Genomic DNA, 16,325 nt, shown 5'->3' with positions numbered 1-16,325 from the left:
AGTAGGATATCAAAAGAAAGTCAATGCTTTTTCTGAAAAAGTTTTTTCCTTTTTTAAATCCAGGAAGCGGGGAAAAACGCTTCCTGTTCATTATACAAGAAGTCATTCGATTTGATAAGAATTTCCTAGCTCCTCGACGATTTTTCCTTCAAGGTCATAATAGTTGATTTCAAGTTGATTCGCTCCGATGGTCAATATTACATAGGTCTTTTCTTTTCGCCCCCGCGGCTGACGGATGCTTCCAGGGTTGATGAAAAGCTTGCCGTCTAACATTTCAGAGCCTGCAGCATGGGAGTGGCCAAAGCAAATGATATCCGCACCGGTTTCTTCGCTTTTATAAGCTAAGTTCATGAGCGTCATCTTTATGTTGTAAAGATGCCCATGGGTAAGGAAGAATCGCTTACCAGCGATGTTCTCCACAAGGTCATTCGGATAAGCGGCATCATAGTCACAATTCCCGCGAACGGCGAGGAAATCCTCCATGAGGGGATTCTTTCGTTCCAATTCGGAATCTCCACAATGGATCATGGCTGCGACTTCATGTTTATGACGATCGGTTATCATACTGATTTCCTGCGTTAGTCCATGACTGTCACTCATAATTAGGACTTTAATCAAGATATTCCTTCCTCCTTGTTTAAAAATAGATCAAGTTTTTCATCCAAAGCCTTCAAGGCATGGGCCCGGTGGCTGATTTGGTTTTTTTCCGCTTTTGACAATTCGGCATTTGTTTTGCCTAGTTCTTTAACAAAGAAGATAGGATCATATCCAAATCCATTTTCTCCAGAGGGGTGCTCCGTAATCACACCCTCCATCGTTCCTGATACCGTAATCGTTTGTTGGTTCGGTGAAGCTAAGGCCAAGGCGCAATAAAATCTCGCGGTCCTTTCCGCTTCAGGTACGCCTTCCAGTTCGTTGAGGACTTTTTGCGTGTTCGCTTCGTCACTTTTCGCTTCACCGGCATAGCGAGCAGAATATACTCCTGGCCGGCCATCCAATGCATCTACAATCAAGCCCGAGTCATCCGCAATGACAAAACGTCCTAGCTGCTGGGCAATGGCCTCTGCCTTCAAGATGGCATTCGCTTCAAAAGTCGTACCCGTTTCCTCCACATCCGGTGCATCCGGTACATCGAGGAGCGTCTTGACTTCATATCCTTTAGCAGAGAACAAGCTTTCGAATTCCTTTGCTTTACCTTTATTCTTCGTTGCAATGACTACTGTCTTCATTCTTCAATTCACCCTTTTTTCATTTTTTCAGCTATGGGCCTGAAAGCTTTTGCGCACCTCCAATAAGGTACGAAGCCCTTCCTGAGCCACTACAAGCACTTGCGATAGCTCGTTATAGGTAAATGCCGCCTTCTGCAATCAGGCAAACTTACCGCTGCCTGCAATGATGAAAGTTCTATCCACAAGCACTACTGAATCTTCCACGTAATAATGTAAGTCTAACACAATTCGTGCTTCTTCAATAATTAAGAAACTTGCGGCGTTACCAAATATTAACAACAGGTAATCCCGTCCATGTATCCCAGATCTAAACAAAAAATAAGAGGCAGCGGGTAGGCTGCCTCCATATGCTCCATCTATAGTATACAAAATCGTTCCTTTAAAAACTACCGGTGTTGACCTTTTCCGGACGGACCACCGGCTCTGATAATTTCTTCCCTTCTTCATTAAGAATATCAGCGTTGCCCTTCACTTGCATTTCAACGCTTTCAATCCCTTTCTGTTCCGTTAACGAAAGGACCAAGGCATCTAGAACTTCTTTTGAAACTTTCTTCTCTTTAAAACTGCCTAGAATGTTTTCGTTAAAGTTGAGGCTGACCTTGCCGTCCGCCATTTTAGGCTCGTCAAGTAAAGCTACATCACTCATGAATCCTGTTTGTAACTTCGAACCCGACGGACTTTTCGTCAATTCCTGGACCGCCGCAGTTACATCATCGGACACCGTTTCACTGATCCGGCGCGTTACCGGAACATAATAGGTATATTCCTCGTCACCGCCGACATAATAAACGGTCAGTGCTTTTGTATTCGAAATGTCGACTACGTCACTTGTATCGATATTGATTCCTGAAGACCGGGAAATATTCTCATCTATCGGTGTGCCATTGACCGGCATTTCGGAAATATCTTCGCCATTTATTCTCATTTTGATTTTATCGACGGAGTCGAATTGTGTCAGCGTCCAAGTAATCGCCTGTAGGATCTTAAGCTCATCTTCTTTTTTATAGTTTTTGAACTCCGGAGAAAAGTCCGCCACCGCCACTCCTTCTTTAATGTTCACGCTTATTTGGGTATCAGTAGGAATGACCGCCCTGAACCCATTTGGAAGTTTATCCGTGACAGGTCCGTTATCGACAAGGTAATCAAGTGCTTGCTTAGCTACAGCTTCGGATTTAGGCAGCTCCAATGTCTGAGGAACGACATACCCGCTTTTATCAATTAAATATAACTCCGTTTTTACCGTTTGGGATTCAACGGCGCCTTCCTCACCATCTGTTGCAGGTTGTTTTTGACCATTTGACTCTTTTAATGAAGATTCCTCGTCGACTAATGAAACATCCTTCGGTGGATCGATTTCCTTTTTCTCTTCACCGCCGAATAATCCACACCCGGAAAGCCAAATAGAAGATGCGAGAATAGTCACAGCCATCGTTACTTTTGATTTATTGGACATAAAATCACTCCTAGGACAGTTTGTACTCCTATTTATACGAGCCCTAGGAAAAAATAGACCAATTTTTTTTCGCTTTCAAACACGTACCCTATCGCCTCTCAATAAAATTGATACGTAAGGGCAGCAATATTTTTGGAAATAACCGCTTCTCCTTCTGCCTTCTTTCCTGGCGATATACCGATGCAAACTTGGCAGCTACACTTTTTTTTGATTTCAAAAAAAAGACTCCAAAATTGGAAGTCTTATAAATGATCGATCTTAATGGTTTCCACCATATTGATATGAATGCCCAGCCAGCTCGATGCGATCGTTCCAAACATGTCCCTTGAACCGGTTGTATAAAAACGGTGAACCGGACGGAGTTTGCTTTTATTGATTAATCTATAGTAATCCAATATAACGCTTGCCTCACGGGCCGTTTCTTCCCCTGAGGAAATGACCTGCACTCCATTCCCCATATAAGATGAGATGACAGGCCCCAGCAGTGGATAATGGGTACAGCCAAGAATTAACGTATCGATCTTCGTTTTCTTCAACGGGCTTAAGGTTTGTGCCACGACCCGATTGACGATCTCCCCTACAAACTCCCCACTTTCTACGATCGGGACAAATTTCGGGCAGGCTAGACTGTCCACTTTCACATCAGTGTTGATGGACGCCAGGGCGTCATCATACGCTTTGCTTTTCACCGTGCCTACCGTGCCGATAATGCCAATATGTAAGGAATTCGAAACTTTCAATGCTGCTCTTGCACCAGGGTGGATGACACCCAGAACAGGGATCGGCAGTGTGGCCCTGATTTCATCGAGTACCGCCGCTGTCGCTGTGTTGCAAGCAATGATCAGCATTTTAATATCCTTCTTCAACAAAAATCTCGTCATTTGCCATGTAAAGGCTTGAACATCCTTTTTGGACCTGGGCCCGTAAGGACATCTTGCAGTATCGCCTAAGTAGATAATATTTTCATTCGGTAGCTGTCGCATGACTTCTTTCGCTACAGTCAAGCCGCCTACCCCTGAATCAATGATTCCTATTGGTTGTTTCAAAAAACTCGCCTCATTTTTCTTTCATTTCTTGATGTAATTTAGCTAAGATTCCTTGAAGGGAAACGATGTCGGCATCATTGAATTGAGCTAATACGCCACTCAAATACTGCTGCCGTTTATTAATAACCTCTTCGATAATCCGTTCCCCTTCAGAAAGAAGGTGAATACGAACCACCCGCCGGTCCTTTTCATCCTTGACGCGCTGGACAAGCTGTCGATTCTCCATCCGATCAATCAAATCCGTCGTTGTGCTGAAGGCGAGAAACATCTTCGTCGACAATTCGCCAATCGTCATGTCGCCCGATTCAAAAAGCCATTGCAAAGCCACAAATTGAGGAATGGTAATTTTATAATCATGGAGAATTTCTCTTCCCCTTTGCTTAAGCCATGTCGATACATAGCGCAATTCCTTCTCGATATCGGCTACATAAGCAACCTGCTTCTCTTCTTCCATACACCCAGCTCCCCACTTCATGAAACTTATCATACTACCATTTTGGATGAAAGTGAAATGATTTTCAAGATTGATTATCTGGAAATAACGTTACCCCAATACAAAAATAAGCAGCATCCAAAGAAGTCAAAACAATGAAATTGTTTTGGCCTTCCTTATATGCTGCCAAATAGAACGGGAGAGAAAATATTTATAATGCTTACGTATCGATCGTTAACACACTAAAGCTTAAGTTCTCCCATACGAAGGAGTTCTATGACTGCCTGCGAACGTCCTTTGACTCCAAGCTTCTGCATCGCATTCGAGATATGGTTTCGAACTGTTTTTTCGCTTATAAACAATTCACCTGCGATTTCTTTTGTTGTTTTATCTTGTACTAGTAACTCAAATACTTCTTTTTCTCTTTTGGTGAGTAGTGGCTTATGAGTGAATTCGTTCTCCTTCAAGTAATGTTACCCTCCTTGCCTTCACCAGCATAAAACCCGGAGTGGGTGTCTATTTAGTCAAGATATAGTATGTCGGCAAGTGCAAGGGAGTGACTATTTTACTGAACGGGATAAAATTTTTTCACGAATGTTCGACCTCTGCATGCCACATACCTTGTTTCATCTCTTCCGTCCAAGGGGTCGGCTTTCCAGTGACCTTGGAGACTTGGACAATCGTTCCCCTGCCCGTTAAACATATGGAACCGTCTTGCTTAGTGCCCATGTAATGGATGTCTACGGAAGAAGTACCTATATGGTCAGCTTTCACATGGATCGTCAATTGATCATTGAAAAACACTTGTTGTAGATAATCACACTGCAGATCGGCGACAACTGGGATTTGATCACTGGTGAATGCAGTCCAATCTTGCATGAATCCCAAACTATTAAAATATTCTATACGTGCTTCCTCGAAATAAGTAAAAGGAATCGTGTTATTCAAATGCCCGAACATATCCGTTTCCGAAAAGCGGACCTTAATTTCATGCTTAAAAGAAAAATCATTGATCCACTCGGTTATATTATCGATGTATGATATTCTGCCCAACTTGTGCACTCCCTTTCGAAAATGAATGGCTATTCACTCATTTTATAAGAAAAAAGCGATAATGAAAAGGATTTTCTCTTTAATGCTGGTTAATTTTAAATGCTTACCTGAAAAAAGGCTATTTTCTGATACTTTGTTGCTATTCACCAAGTAATGCCGGTGTGGTTGACCACTGCTCCGTTTTCAAGAGTATCGCAATCTGCTCCAAACAACCTTAAATCATTTTAAAAACAACAATCTTTACGAAAAGAGCCTAAAAAAAAAAAGAACCCATATCCTAAGATACAGGCTCTTTCATTTAGTCGATTAAACTTCGTCGCTTCCAAAGAAGTTACGGAATTGCTGAATGGCAGTATCACGGTTCAACGCTGCAATCGATGTAGTCAACGGAATGCCTTTAGGGCAAGACTGCACACAGTTTTGTGAGTTACCGCAGTTTGCAAGTCCTCCATCACCCATGATTGTATTTAAACGTTCCGCTTTGTTCATTGCACCGGTTGGATGTGCGTTGAATAAACGAACTTGTGATAGCGGTTGTGGTCCCATGAAGTTTGAATTGGTGTTCACATTCGGACAAGCTTCCAAGCAAACGCCGCAAGTCATGCATTTTGATAATTCATATGCCCATTGACGTTTCTTTTCCGGCATACGCGGTCCTGGTCCAAGGTTGTACGTTCCATCGATTGGAATCCAAGCCTTTACCTTCTTCAAGGAATCGAACATACGGCTGCGATCTACTTGAAGGTCACGAACCACTGGGAAGGTGCGCATTGGAGCAAGGCGAACCGGCTGCTCCAATTGGTCGATAAGGGCTGTACATGATTGTCTTGGTTTACCATTGATAACCATTGAACAAGCACCACATACCTCTTCAAGACAGTTCATGTCCCAAGCGATTGCTGTCGTATGTTTGCCTTGTACCGTTACCGGGTTACGACGGATTTCCATTAGAGCAGAAATAACGTTCATATTCGGACGGTATGCTAATTCGAATTCCTCATCATAAGGAGCTGAATCCGGTGTATCTTGACGAGTGATTATAAAACGGACTGTTTTAGTCTCAGATTTAGTTTCAACCATTTTTTTGCTCCCCCTTCTTAATGTTTCGTCGTGTAGTCACGTTTACGCGGTGCGATCAGTGATACATCAATATCTTCATAATGGAATTCCGGTGCTTGATCCAAGCCCTTGAATGTTGCCATTGTCGTTTTCATGAATTCTTCATCATTACGTTCCGGGAAATCAGGTTTGTAATGTGCTCCACGGCTTTCATCACGGTTTAACGCTCCAATCGTGATTACCCGTGCCAATTGCATCATGTTTTGCAGCTGTCTAGTGAAGGCAGCTCCTTGGTTGCTCCATTTAGCCGTATCATTGATGTTGATTTTCTTGTAACGTTCCATCAGCTCAAGAATCTTGTTATCCGTTTCTTTCAGCTTGTCATTGTAACGAACGACCGTAACATGCTGTGTCATCCACTCGCCAAGCTCTTTGTGAAGGACGTACGCATTTTCATTACCATCAAGAGACATGACTTCATTCCATTTTTCTTGCTCTTGTTTTTCATACCCATCATACAAGGAAGAAGGAATCGATTCGGAAGTTTTATCAAGGCCTTCAATATATTTAACGGCATTCGGTCCAGCGACTGAACCACCATAGATGGCTGAAAGCAGTGAGTTCGCACCTAGGCGGTTCCCACCATGTTGAGAGTAATCACACTCACCTGCAGCGAATAAACCTTTAATGTTAGTCATTTGGTCATAATCCACCCATAGTCCGCCCATTGAATAGTGAACGGCAGGGAAAATTTTCATTGGAACTTTACGAGGATCTTCACCCATGAACTTCTCGTAGATTTCAATGATTCCGCCAAGTTTAATATCAAGTAATTTAGGATCTTTATGAGATAGATCCAGGTAAACCATGTTTTCCCCATTAATACCAAGCTTCATGTTCATACATACGTCGAAAATTTCACGTGTCGCGATATCACGAGGTACCAAGTTACCGTAAGCAGGGTATTTTTCTTCAAGGAAGTACCAAGGTTTTCCGTCTTTATAAGTCCAGATACGTCCGCCTTCACCACGAGCCGATTCACTCATAAGGCGAAGTTTATCATCTCCAGGGATTGCTGTCGGGTGAATTTGGATGAACTCACCATTAGCATATTTAACACCTTGTTGATATACGATCGATGCTGCTGAACCTGTATTGATCATCGAGTTCGTTGATTTACCGAATATGATTCCAGGGCCGCCGCTCGCCATGATGACTGCATCGCCAGGGAATGATTTGATTTCCATTGTCGTCAAGTTCTGAGCTACGATACCGCGTGCTGTTTCTTCATCATCGATAACAGCTCCGAGGAATTCCCAGCCTTCATATTTCGTTACAAGGCCTTCCACTTCATAACGGCGAACCTGCTCGTCCAACGCGTACAGTAATTGCTGTCCAGTTGTTGCACCAGCGAATGCTGTACGGCTATGCTGAGTACCACCGAAACGACGGAAATCAAGAAGACCTTCCGGAGTACGGTTGAACATAACACCCATACGGTCAAACATATGGATAATCGATGGTGCCGCTTCGCACATCGCTTTAACTGGCGGTTGGTTAGCCAAGAAATCCCCGCCGTAAACTGTATCATCAAAGTGGATGAGTGGAGAATCCCCTTCACCTTTTGTATTTACTGCCCCATTGATTCCGCCTTGGGCACAAACTGAGTGAGAGCGTTTAACAGGAACTAATGAAAATAAATCAACCTGTTGTCCCAGCTCTGCTGCTTTGATCGTCGCCATTAATCCGGCTAGACCTCCACCTACGATAATGATTTTACCTTTACCCAATTCTGTCACTCCCTTATTTCCATTAGCAAAGCTATGTTTTTATCCGGATACCTATAAATGAACGCCAACTTCTTATACGAAAGCGAAAATTGCTCTAACGCCGATATAAGAAAGAAGAACGAAAACGACCAAAGTAAAGTAAGTCATGATTTTTTGCGATTTAGGTGAAACTGTCAGACCCCAGCTCACTGCAAATGACCATAATCCATTAGAAAAGTGGAAGATTGTCGAAATGACCCCAACTAAATAAAATGCAATCATGAATGGGTTAGAGAAGATATCTGCCATCATGTCAAAGTTAACCTCTGCACCCATAGCTGCTTGAATTCTAGTTGCCCAAATATGCCATACTAGGAAAATCAATGTTATGACTCCAGTTAAGCGTTGCAGCATGAACATCCAGTTACGGAAGAAACTGAATCTCCCTAAATTGTTTTTTGCTGTAAAGGCAATATAAATTCCGTACACAGCATGGAAAATGATTGGTAGATAGATTACGACCCATTCTACCAAAATTTTTACGGGCGTGTATTCAATTAAATGAACTGCCCCATTAAATGTCTCTTCCCCTTTTGTTGCCATAAAGTTTACTGATAAATGAAAAATTAGGAATAGACCAATCGGAATAACTCCAAGTAGTGAATGAAGTCTACGATTCCCAAACTCGCGATTTTTTGCCACTAAGTGCCCCCCCTTAATTTGTGAAAAATCATGCAAAGATAATCTGGTGGCTACCTATTATCTCCGCGTGAAAATAAAGTATAGAATGCAAAAAAAAGCTCTCCTATACTTTCTTACAATTATGTGACATGTCCATTTTACTCCTGACTTCTATGTGCGTCAAGAAAACGGATACAACAAATCTCTTTTTTAGAATAGATTTTATTGGATAAAAATGCATATTTTTTTATTTGTCAAGGTTATATTTCATCAAATAACGTATGAATCTATTAATATCCCGGTATAATTTATCATTTTTTCCCAATTGTGTTTTAAATAAAAAAAACAATATAATTTGCAAAAGAAAAACGTTTATAATAGATTTACAGAAAGAGGCGATAAACTATGAAAAAAAATATTGCTGCAGCGATAGAGGAAGAAATTCAACCTGAAGTGTTCCAAGTTCCGGCTTTCGGATATGAATTAATCAGGGAAGTACTGCTGAACGATATTCTTGGAAAAGACTCGAATCAGATCCTCTATTGGGCAGGTAAACAGTTAGCACGAAAATTCCCACTGGATAGCGATCAGGAAGTTATTGAATTTTTCCAAAGCGCAGGTTGGGGCCATCTCGAAATAATGAAGTATACGAAAAACGAAATGGAATACTCATTGACCGGTGAAATAATTAGCCGCCGCCTGGATTTGCATCCTGATTGTCACTTCCAGCTTGAAGCCGGCTTTCTTGCCGAGCAGTTTACACTGCAGAAAAAGTTCCTCAGCGAATCAACGGAAGAAGTTAAACGCCGCGCAAAAAAAGTGACTTTCATCATTCAATGGGACCCCAGAGATCCAGTCTAATGAGCCCAGAAAAACAGACTTGCCAATTTTATCGGAAGTCTGTTTTTTTATGGGACTAAAGCTTATTCAAGCTAGCACATTTGCATGTTGTCCGAGTTTAAATGCTTCATGAAGGGAGTCAACGGCCTTCACCATTTCCTTCTCATTGACGACAGTAGAAACTTTAATTTCCGAAGTGCTGACCATTTTCACTTGGATGCCTGTATTGGCCATCACTTCAAACATCTCAGCAGCCACTCCCGGATTGGATACCATACCAGATCCGACGATGGACACTTTTGCCAACCCGCCCTCCGTTTCGACCCGGTCAAATGCCAATTGTTCTTTATTGTTTTCCAACACGAGCAGGGCCGCTTCCGTATCTTCACTTTTTATGGAGAAGGATAGATTTGTCGTATCCTCGGCGGTCATGCTTTGAATGATGATATCCACATTGATCCGGTTTTTCGCAAGCGTCATGAAGATGGTTGATAATGCACCAAGAGATTGTGGTAAACCATATACCGTAACCCTTGTAATGCTATCTTCAAAAGCGATTCCCCGTACAATTAAATTTTCTTCCATTGTTGCTTCCTCCTCAATGATCGTTCCAGATTCTCTTTCCATGCTCGAACGGACTTCAAGCGGTATTTGATAATTTTTCGCATATTCGACAGCCCTCGGATGGAGGACACCTGCGCCTAAATTGGCTAGCTCGAGCATCTCATCATAAGAGATGGAGTGAAGTTTTCGCGCTCCCTTTATGTAGCGGGGATCGGATGTGAATACACCCGTAACATCCGTATAAATGTCACATCTATCCGCATGAAGCGCTGCAGCGATGGCAACCGCCGTCGTGTCGGAGCCGCCTCGCCCTAATGTAGTGATTTCGCCATTAACATCGCTCCCCTGAAAGCCGGCGACGACGACGATTTTCCTCTCTTGGAGCTTAGCTTGGATTTTTGAGGCATCAATGTCTAATATCCGGGCATTCCCATGAACGGATTCCGTTTGCATGCCTGCCTGCCAGCCTGTATAGGAAATCGCTTCATGTCCCTTTTCAATCAACGCCATCGTCAACAGGGAAATTGTGACCTGCTCCCCCGTCGTCAAAAGCATATCCATCTCCCTCTTACTTGGAATCCTGGAAATCTCTTGGGCCATGGAAACCAATTTATCGGTCGTTTTGCCCATCGCTGAAACAACGACGACTACTTCATTCCCCTTCTCCACTTCCTCGATTACCCGATTGGCAACATTTTTCAGTTTTTCAACGCTACCGACGGATGTCCCGCCGAACTTTTGAACGATTAATGCCATCCTCATGCACCCTCTCTATCTTTTTAGGCAATAAAAAAAGCAATGAGAAGTATCTCATTGCTGTGATCACATATAGCATACTGTAAACACAGTGAGATAGCCCTCCAGGGTATAAACCCTGACAATCCGCCATTTATTAAATGTCAGACCAGAAAAACAAAGTATGAGCCTTGTCTTCCTTCGGCGTCCCTCCCTTTCAAATCCCTTCTCGGAAGCTCATACTTCTCCAGGGTTCTACTCTTGAATTCCGCACCTCTATCAGCACTTTTTAAGTTGTCTAGTTAAAAATCCCCTTTAATCATAGCATAGAGATATAATGGCAGCAAGGTTATTCTTGTAATTTTCTTACGATTCCCTCAGCTACCCCTTTTGGCATGCCTGCCCCGACAATTTCCTCAACTGAAGCTTCTTTAATTTTCTTCAACGAACCGAAATGCCTTAATAATTGCTTTCTCCGCTTTTCCCCGACACCTGGAATATCATCAAGCTGGGAGTGCACGGCATTTTTCCCGCGCAGCTGGCGGTGAAACGTAATCGCAAACCGGTGCACTTCATCCTGAATTCTTTGCAATAAGTAGAATTCCTGACTCCGGGAATCAAGCGGAACGATCTCAAGCGGATTGCCAATCATCAATTGAGAGGTTCTGTGCTTTTCATCTTTAATTAAACCAGAAAGCGGGATTTCCAGGCCTAGTTCATTTTCCAGAATATCGCGTACAGCCTCCACATGTCCCTTACCTCCATCAATGATGATCAAGTCAGGAAGCGGAAGCCCTTCCTTCAATACTCGCGAATACCTTCTTCTCACGACTTCGCGCATCGATTCGTAATCATCTGGCCCTTGCACCGTCTTGATCTTATATTTGCGGTATTCCCTTTTCTCCGGCTTGCCATCAATGAACACGACCAAAGCGGAAACAGGATCGCTTCCTTGGATGTTGGAGTTATCAAAAGCTTCAATTCGATGCGGGGTATAAATTCCTAATTGCACTCCAAGGTTTTCCACAGCATTGATCGTTCTTTCTTCATCCCGCTCAATCAATGAAAACTTTTCCTGCAGCGCAATGGAGGCATTTTTATTCGCCAATTTCAGCATCTCTTTTTTCGATCCCCGTTTTGGGTGAATCGTCTTCACACCAAGCAGCCCTTCAGCCAATTCAGCATCCACCGACTCCGGCAGCAAGATTTCCTTCGGTTTGAAATGGTTGGTAATCTCGTAAAACTGACCGAGGAATGTAAGCAGTTCCTGTTCCGGTTCATCATAGACAGGAAAAAGGGAAACATCCCTTTCTATTAACTTACCTTGCCGTACAAAAAATACTTGAACGCACATCCAGCCTTTATCGTAGGCAAATCCAAAAACATCACGGTCAATGAAATCGGTCGTCATCATTTTCTGCTTCTCCATCGTGATATCGATGTGGGCTATTTTGTCACGGAACTCCTTCGCTCTCTCAAAATCGAGCTCTTCGGATGCCTCCAGCATTTTTTCGGTCAGTTCTTTTTTAATCTCTGTATGCCCGCCATTCAGGAAGCGGTTGATATCATCGACCATTTTTTTGTATTCCTGTTCCTCCACATCATACACACAGGGGGCTAAACATTGGCCAAGGTGGTAATATAGGCAAACCCGATCCGGTAGGGTATTGCACTTCCGAAGAGGGTAAATGCGGTCTAGCAGCTTTTTCGTTTCGTTAGCGGCAAAAGCGTTCGGATAAGGACCGAAATATTTCCCTTTATCTTTTTTGACCTTGCGCGTAATGATCAGGCGAGGATGCCGCTCCGCAGTCAGCTTGATGAATGGATATGTTTTATCATCCTTAAGCATGACATTATATTTTGGATCATGTTTTTTGATTAAATTCAGCTCTAATATGAGCGCCTCGATATTGGAGGATGTGACAATGTATTCAAAATCCTCAATCTCATTTACAAGGCGAAATGTCTTTCCATCATGGGAGCCTGTGAAATAAGAACGGACACGGTTCTTCAACACTTTCGCCTTGCCTACGTAAATGATCGTTCCCTGTCGATCTTTCATCAAATAACAACCAGGCTGATCGGGAAGCAAGGCAAGTTTATTCTTTATTTGTTGGTTCATGCATTCAGCCTCCTCTTCTCCCATTTTACAATCATTATATATCATGATAGCGAAAAAAGCTTCAAGTCCGAAGACTTGAAGCTTTTTTCAGCTCACTTATTAAGCGTGTTTTGCAATAAGCTCAGCAAGAGCTTCTTTAGGTTGGAAGCCAACCACTTTATCCACCACTTCACCGTCTTTAAGGACGATCAGTGTCGGAATGCTCATTACTCCGAATTTCCCGGCTGTTTCTTGGTTTTCATCTACATCGACTTTTACGATTTTCGCTGAATCGCCAATTTCGGTATCAAGCTCTTGAAGAACAGGAGCGATCATTTTACAAGGTCCGCACCAAGGAGCCCAGAAATCTACAAGAACGACACCTTCGCTAGTATCGGTTGTGAAAGTTTGGTCAGTTGCATTTACAATAGCCATATATATTTCCTCCTCAAATTTACTCAAATAACTAAAGACAGTATACCATTATTGCTAGAATCGATGCTAATATTTTGCTTCAGTGGTAGGATGTCCAAAAAAAGCGGAATTATGCACCCATAAGTCCCAGCTTAAATCATAATAAAGAAGAGACAGGACATGAAATGTCCTGTCTCTTCTTCGAAACATTTTTGCTTTAAGCGTTCACTTTAAGTTTTCTGAATTCTTCCGTCAGTAATGGAAGGACTTCGAAAAGATCGCCGACAATTCCATAGTCCGCTACATTGAAGATGTTCGCTTCAGGATCTTTGTTGATGGCAACGATAACCTTGGAGTTGGACATACCAGCTAAATGCTGTATCGCTCCAGAGATGCCGCAGGCAATATAGAGGTCAGGTGTAACAACTTTACCCGTTTGCCCGATTTGCAAAGAATAGTCACAATAGTCCGCGTCACATGCACCACGGGACGCCCCTACCGCTCCGCCAAGAACTTGTGCCAGTTCCTTTAAAGGTTCAAAGCCGTCTTCACTTTTCACACCGCGGCCACCGGCAATGATCACCTTGGCTTCCGAAAGGTCTACACCTTCACTTGCCTTTCTGACCACATCTTTTATGATCGTACGTAAATCCTTAATGTCCACGCTCAATGCAGCAACATCACCGGAGCGGGACTCATCTTTCGCCAATGGCTCAATATTGTTCGGGCGAATCGTCGCGAATATCACTCCACCTGTAACAATTTTCTTTTCAAAAGCTTTACCAGAATAGATTGGACGAGTGAAAACGATATTTCCGCCTTCTTCTTCAATTGATGTTACGTCAGAAATCAATCCTGATTCAAGCTTCCCGGCCAATTTTGGGGCAAGGTCTTTTCCAAGTGCCGTATGTCCGAAGAAAATGCCTTCCGGCTTTTCCTGCTCGATGACGGCGAGCAAGCCTTGAGCATACCCATCTGAAGTGTATTGCTTCAATTGATCGTTTTCGACAGCAACAACCCGGTCTGCACCATATTGAATCATTTCATTCCCCAAATTTTGAACACTGTCACCAACTAAAACACCTACGATTTCCCCGCCGGCTGCAGCAAGTTTAGCCGCACCGATAGCTTCAAATGATACATTTCTTAGTGAACCGTCGCGAACTTCGCCCAATACAAGAAACTTTCTAGCCATTTATAAAAACCCCCTGTGCTCTATTTTATCCATTTGTTGTGTGTTGTTTTTTTAAAAAAAAGAACCGTTTCGATTAAATCACTTTAGCTTCGCTGCGTAATAATTGAACAAGTTCGCTAACTTGGTCACCAATTTCGCCGCTCAATACTTTTCCAGCTTCTTTTTTGGCTGGAAGGTAGATTTCGATCGTTTTTGTTTTCGCTTCAACATCGTCCTCTTCCAGGTCCAGATCGTCCAATTCCAATTCTTCAAGCGGTTTTTTCTTCGCTTTCATGATTCCTGGCAAAGAAGGATAGCGTGGCTCATTTAGCCCTTGCTGAGCTGTCACCAACAATGGAAGGGATGCCTCGATCGTTTCGGAATCCCCTTCAACATCACGGATAACGCTTACATTTCCATCTGCAATATCCAATTTAGTGATCGTTGTAATATAAGGGATTTCCAAAATTTCGGCAACGCGTGGACCGACTTGACCTGAACCGCCATCGATTGCCACATTTCCTGCAATGATTAAATCGGCCTTTTTGCCTTTTAAGTATTCGCCGATGATTTTGGCAGTCGTGAATTGGTCGCCATTTTCTACATCATCTTCGATATTGATCAATACCGCTTTATCTGCACCCATTGCAAGTGCTGTACGTAATTGCTTCTCAGCCTCTTCGGTTCCTACTGAAATGACCGTCACTTCGCCGCCTTGTGCATCGCGCACTTGGATGGCCTCTTCAACAGCATACTCATCATACGGATTGATGATGAATTCTGCTCCATCCTCATTAATTTTCCCGTTGGATAGTGTAATCTTTTCTTCTGTATCAAATGTTCTTTTCAGCAGCACATAAATGTTCACGATAATACCTCCCGAATGATTTGAGTTTTGAAGATTATGAATTTTATTGATATATTAAAAGTATTCTTCAAATTCCAGCAAAATCCTGCATAATATTCAAAAATAGTTTTCTACTACCGCCTAAACTATCATTTCCCTTTAAATACGGCCTCTCTTTTTTCAATGAAGGCAGCAATCCCTTCTTGGGCATCAGCGGTGTCAAAAGCTTTGCCGAAAAGAGCGGCTTCCCTATCCACACCTTTATGATAGGCTTCATGTTTCGTATAATTCAATAACTCGATGGCCGCCTTTAAAGCAAGCGGGCTTTTCTTGGCAATTTTATTGGCCAGTTCCTTCGCCTTCGGAAGCAGCTCTTCATCACTGTATGCATGATTTGCCAATCCCCATTGAACAGCTTGGGTGCCTGTAATTGGTTCACTTGTAAAGAGCATTTCAGCTGCTTTTGCCATGCCTACATAACGTGGAAGCCGTTGTGTGCCGGCAAAACCAGGGATTAAACCCAACTGCAGCTCAGGCAAGCCTAGCTTTGCCCTTTCAGTCACCAAACGAATGTGACAGGACATGGCCAGTTCCAATCCTCCGCCAAGGGCCGCTCCATGAATGGAGGCAATGACCGGTTTAGGAAACGATTCAATTTTCTCAAATACAGCTTGACCTTTTTTGGTCAGCGATATGAAAGCTTCACCATTGTCCACTTCAGTAAACTCTTTAATGTCAGCACCCGCCGAGAAGAATCTCCCTTCACCATGAAGAAGGACAACTCGTACCGCTTCGTTTTGCCCGATTTGATCGAATGCCTCTGACAGCTCCCCGATGATGGCCGAGGAAAGTGCATTTGCCGGTGCATGATCAATCGTAATGAAAGCCACATGATTTTCGACAGAAAGCTTAAGGTATTTCATATCT

The 16,325-nt window shown here is 42.9% G+C and carries 17 protein-coding genes and 1 riboswitch; of the genes, 1 reads left to right on the top strand and 16 read right to left on the bottom strand.

From position 1 onward, the window contains the following. Window positions 1–102: 102 nt before the first annotated feature. The 10 genes from ASU00_RS00630 to ASU00_RS00585 all read right to left on the bottom strand — a co-directional run bounded on the left by ASU00_RS00630 (window position 103) and on the right by ASU00_RS00585 (window position 8,744). Window positions 103–615: a metallophosphoesterase family protein gene (locus ASU00_RS00630; RefSeq protein ID WP_057911829.1), complete on the bottom strand. Its 513-nt coding sequence runs from the start codon at window positions 613–615 to the stop codon at window positions 103–105. Continuing rightward, entirely contained in the window at window positions 615–1,229 is a 615-nt protein-coding gene (locus tag ASU00_RS00625) for an XTP/dITP diphosphatase (RefSeq protein ID WP_057911515.1), read from the bottom strand. The genes ASU00_RS00630 and ASU00_RS00625 overlap by 1 nt, the downstream gene beginning before the upstream one ends. Window positions 1,230–1,608: 379 nt before the next feature. Then, a complete protein-coding gene (locus ASU00_RS00620) occupies window positions 1,609–2,682 on the bottom strand; it encodes a GerMN domain-containing protein (protein ID WP_057911514.1) in 1,074 nt (357 codons plus the stop codon). Between the two features lie 242 nt (window positions 2,683–2,924). After that, a complete protein-coding gene (racE, locus tag ASU00_RS00615; protein ID WP_057911513.1) occupies window positions 2,925–3,728 on the bottom strand; it encodes a glutamate racemase in 804 nt (267 codons plus the stop codon). A gap of 10 nt (window positions 3,729–3,738) precedes the next feature. After that, complete coding sequence (locus ASU00_RS00610) at window positions 3,739–4,182, bottom strand: MarR family winged helix-turn-helix transcriptional regulator (RefSeq protein WP_057911512.1); 444 nt, start codon at window positions 4,180–4,182, stop codon at window positions 3,739–3,741. 221 nt (window positions 4,183–4,403) lie between these two features. Beyond that, a complete protein-coding gene (locus tag ASU00_RS00605; RefSeq protein WP_028392149.1) occupies window positions 4,404–4,628 on the bottom strand; it encodes a helix-turn-helix domain-containing protein in 225 nt (74 codons plus the stop codon). Window positions 4,629–4,749: 121 nt separating this feature from the next. Continuing rightward, window positions 4,750–5,214, bottom strand: a complete 465-nt coding sequence (locus tag ASU00_RS00600) for an acyl-CoA thioesterase (RefSeq protein WP_057911511.1) — start codon at window positions 5,212–5,214, stop codon at window positions 4,750–4,752. Between the two features lie 306 nt (window positions 5,215–5,520). Further along, entirely contained in the window at window positions 5,521–6,294 is a 774-nt protein-coding gene (gene sdhB, locus ASU00_RS00595; RefSeq protein ID WP_057911510.1) for a succinate dehydrogenase iron-sulfur subunit, read from the bottom strand. Window positions 6,295–6,311: 17 nt separating this feature from the next. Beyond that, window positions 6,312–8,063, bottom strand: a complete 1,752-nt coding sequence (sdhA, locus tag ASU00_RS00590) for a succinate dehydrogenase flavoprotein subunit (RefSeq protein ID WP_057911509.1) — start codon at window positions 8,061–8,063, stop codon at window positions 6,312–6,314. 72 nt (window positions 8,064–8,135) lie between these two features. Further along, window positions 8,136–8,744 carry a succinate dehydrogenase cytochrome b558 subunit gene (locus ASU00_RS00585; RefSeq protein ID WP_057911508.1) on the bottom strand — a complete coding sequence of 203 codons (609 nt, stop codon included), beginning with the start codon at window positions 8,742–8,744 and terminating at the stop codon, window positions 8,136–8,138. Between the two features lie 384 nt (window positions 8,745–9,128). On the opposite strand from ASU00_RS00585, the gene ASU00_RS00580 reads away from it, so the two are divergent. Continuing rightward, window positions 9,129–9,584 (top strand): YslB family protein, encoded by a 456-nt coding sequence (locus ASU00_RS00580; protein ID WP_057911507.1) that lies wholly within the window; start codon window positions 9,129–9,131, stop codon window positions 9,582–9,584. Window positions 9,585–9,650: 66 nt separating this feature from the next. On the opposite strand, the gene ASU00_RS00575 is transcribed toward ASU00_RS00580, so the two are convergent. The 6 genes from ASU00_RS00575 to ASU00_RS00550 form a co-directional block, all read right to left on the bottom strand. After that, the gene (locus tag ASU00_RS00575; RefSeq protein WP_057911506.1) at window positions 9,651–10,883 is read right to left on the bottom strand and encodes an aspartate kinase; all 1,233 of its coding nucleotides are present in this window, start codon (window positions 10,881–10,883) and stop codon (window positions 9,651–9,653) included. An 89-nt stretch (window positions 10,884–10,972) separates the two neighbouring features. After that, window positions 10,973–11,149, bottom strand: a riboswitch (Lysine riboswitch). Window positions 11,150–11,211: 62 nt separating this feature from the next. Continuing rightward, window positions 11,212–12,984 (bottom strand): excinuclease ABC subunit UvrC, encoded by a 1,773-nt coding sequence (gene uvrC / locus ASU00_RS00570; protein ID WP_057911505.1) that lies wholly within the window; start codon window positions 12,982–12,984, stop codon window positions 11,212–11,214. A 99-nt stretch (window positions 12,985–13,083) separates the two neighbouring features. Continuing rightward, window positions 13,084–13,398, bottom strand: a complete 315-nt coding sequence (gene trxA / locus ASU00_RS00565; RefSeq protein WP_057911504.1) for a thioredoxin — start codon at window positions 13,396–13,398, stop codon at window positions 13,084–13,086. A gap of 196 nt (window positions 13,399–13,594) precedes the next feature. Further along, the gene (locus tag ASU00_RS00560) at window positions 13,595–14,572 is read right to left on the bottom strand and encodes an electron transfer flavoprotein subunit alpha/FixB family protein (RefSeq protein ID WP_057911503.1); all 978 of its coding nucleotides are present in this window, start codon (window positions 14,570–14,572) and stop codon (window positions 13,595–13,597) included. Between the two features lie 73 nt (window positions 14,573–14,645). Continuing rightward, on the bottom strand, window positions 14,646–15,419 hold the full coding sequence (locus tag ASU00_RS00555; protein WP_057911502.1) for an electron transfer flavoprotein subunit beta/FixA family protein: 774 nt from the start codon (window positions 15,417–15,419) through the stop codon (window positions 14,646–14,648). Window positions 15,420–15,547: 128 nt separating this feature from the next. Then, on the bottom strand, window positions 15,548–16,321 hold the full coding sequence (locus ASU00_RS00550) for an enoyl-CoA hydratase (protein WP_057911501.1): 774 nt from the start codon (window positions 16,319–16,321) through the stop codon (window positions 15,548–15,550). Window positions 16,322–16,325: the final 4 nt, after the last annotated feature.

Source organism: Peribacillus muralis, from assembly GCF_001439925.1.
Taxonomy (GTDB): Bacteria; Bacillota; Bacilli; order Bacillales; family DSM-1321; genus Peribacillus; species Peribacillus muralis.
Note: the sequence above shows the minus strand (reverse complement) of the source record. Positions and strands in the feature narration are given on the sequence as shown.

Excerpts from the sequence above, each read along its gene's own strand:
- ASU00_RS00550 (WP_057911501.1), bottom strand. The coding sequence starts at position 16,321 with ATGAAATACCTTAAGCTTTCTGTCGAAAATCATGTGGCTTTCATTACG.
- ASU00_RS00560 (WP_057911503.1), bottom strand. The coding sequence starts at position 14,572 with ATGGCTAGAAAGTTTCTTGTATTGGGCGAAGTTCGCGACGGTTCACTA.
- sdhB (WP_057911510.1), bottom strand. The coding sequence starts at position 6,294 with ATGGTTGAAACTAAATCTGAGACTAAAACAGTCCGTTTTATAATCACT.
- ASU00_RS00625 (WP_057911515.1), bottom strand. The coding sequence starts at position 1,229 with ATGAAGACAGTAGTCATTGCAACGAAGAATAAAGGTAAAGCAAAGGAA.
- uvrC (WP_057911505.1), bottom strand. The coding sequence starts at position 12,984 with ATGAACCAACAAATAAAGAATAAACTTGCCTTGCTTCCCGATCAGCCT.
- ASU00_RS00620 (WP_057911514.1), bottom strand. The coding sequence starts at position 2,682 with ATGTCCAATAAATCAAAAGTAACGATGGCTGTGACTATTCTCGCATCT.
- trxA (WP_057911504.1), bottom strand. The coding sequence starts at position 13,398 with ATGGCTATTGTAAATGCAACTGACCAAACTTTCACAACCGATACTAGC.
- ASU00_RS00610 (WP_057911512.1), bottom strand. The coding sequence starts at position 4,182 with ATGGAAGAAGAGAAGCAGGTTGCTTATGTAGCCGATATCGAGAAGGAA.
- ASU00_RS00580 (WP_057911507.1), top strand. The coding sequence starts at position 9,129 with ATGAAAAAAAATATTGCTGCAGCGATAGAGGAAGAAATTCAACCTGAA.
- ASU00_RS00575 (WP_057911506.1), bottom strand. The coding sequence starts at position 10,883 with ATGGCATTAATCGTTCAAAAGTTCGGCGGGACATCCGTCGGTAGCGTT.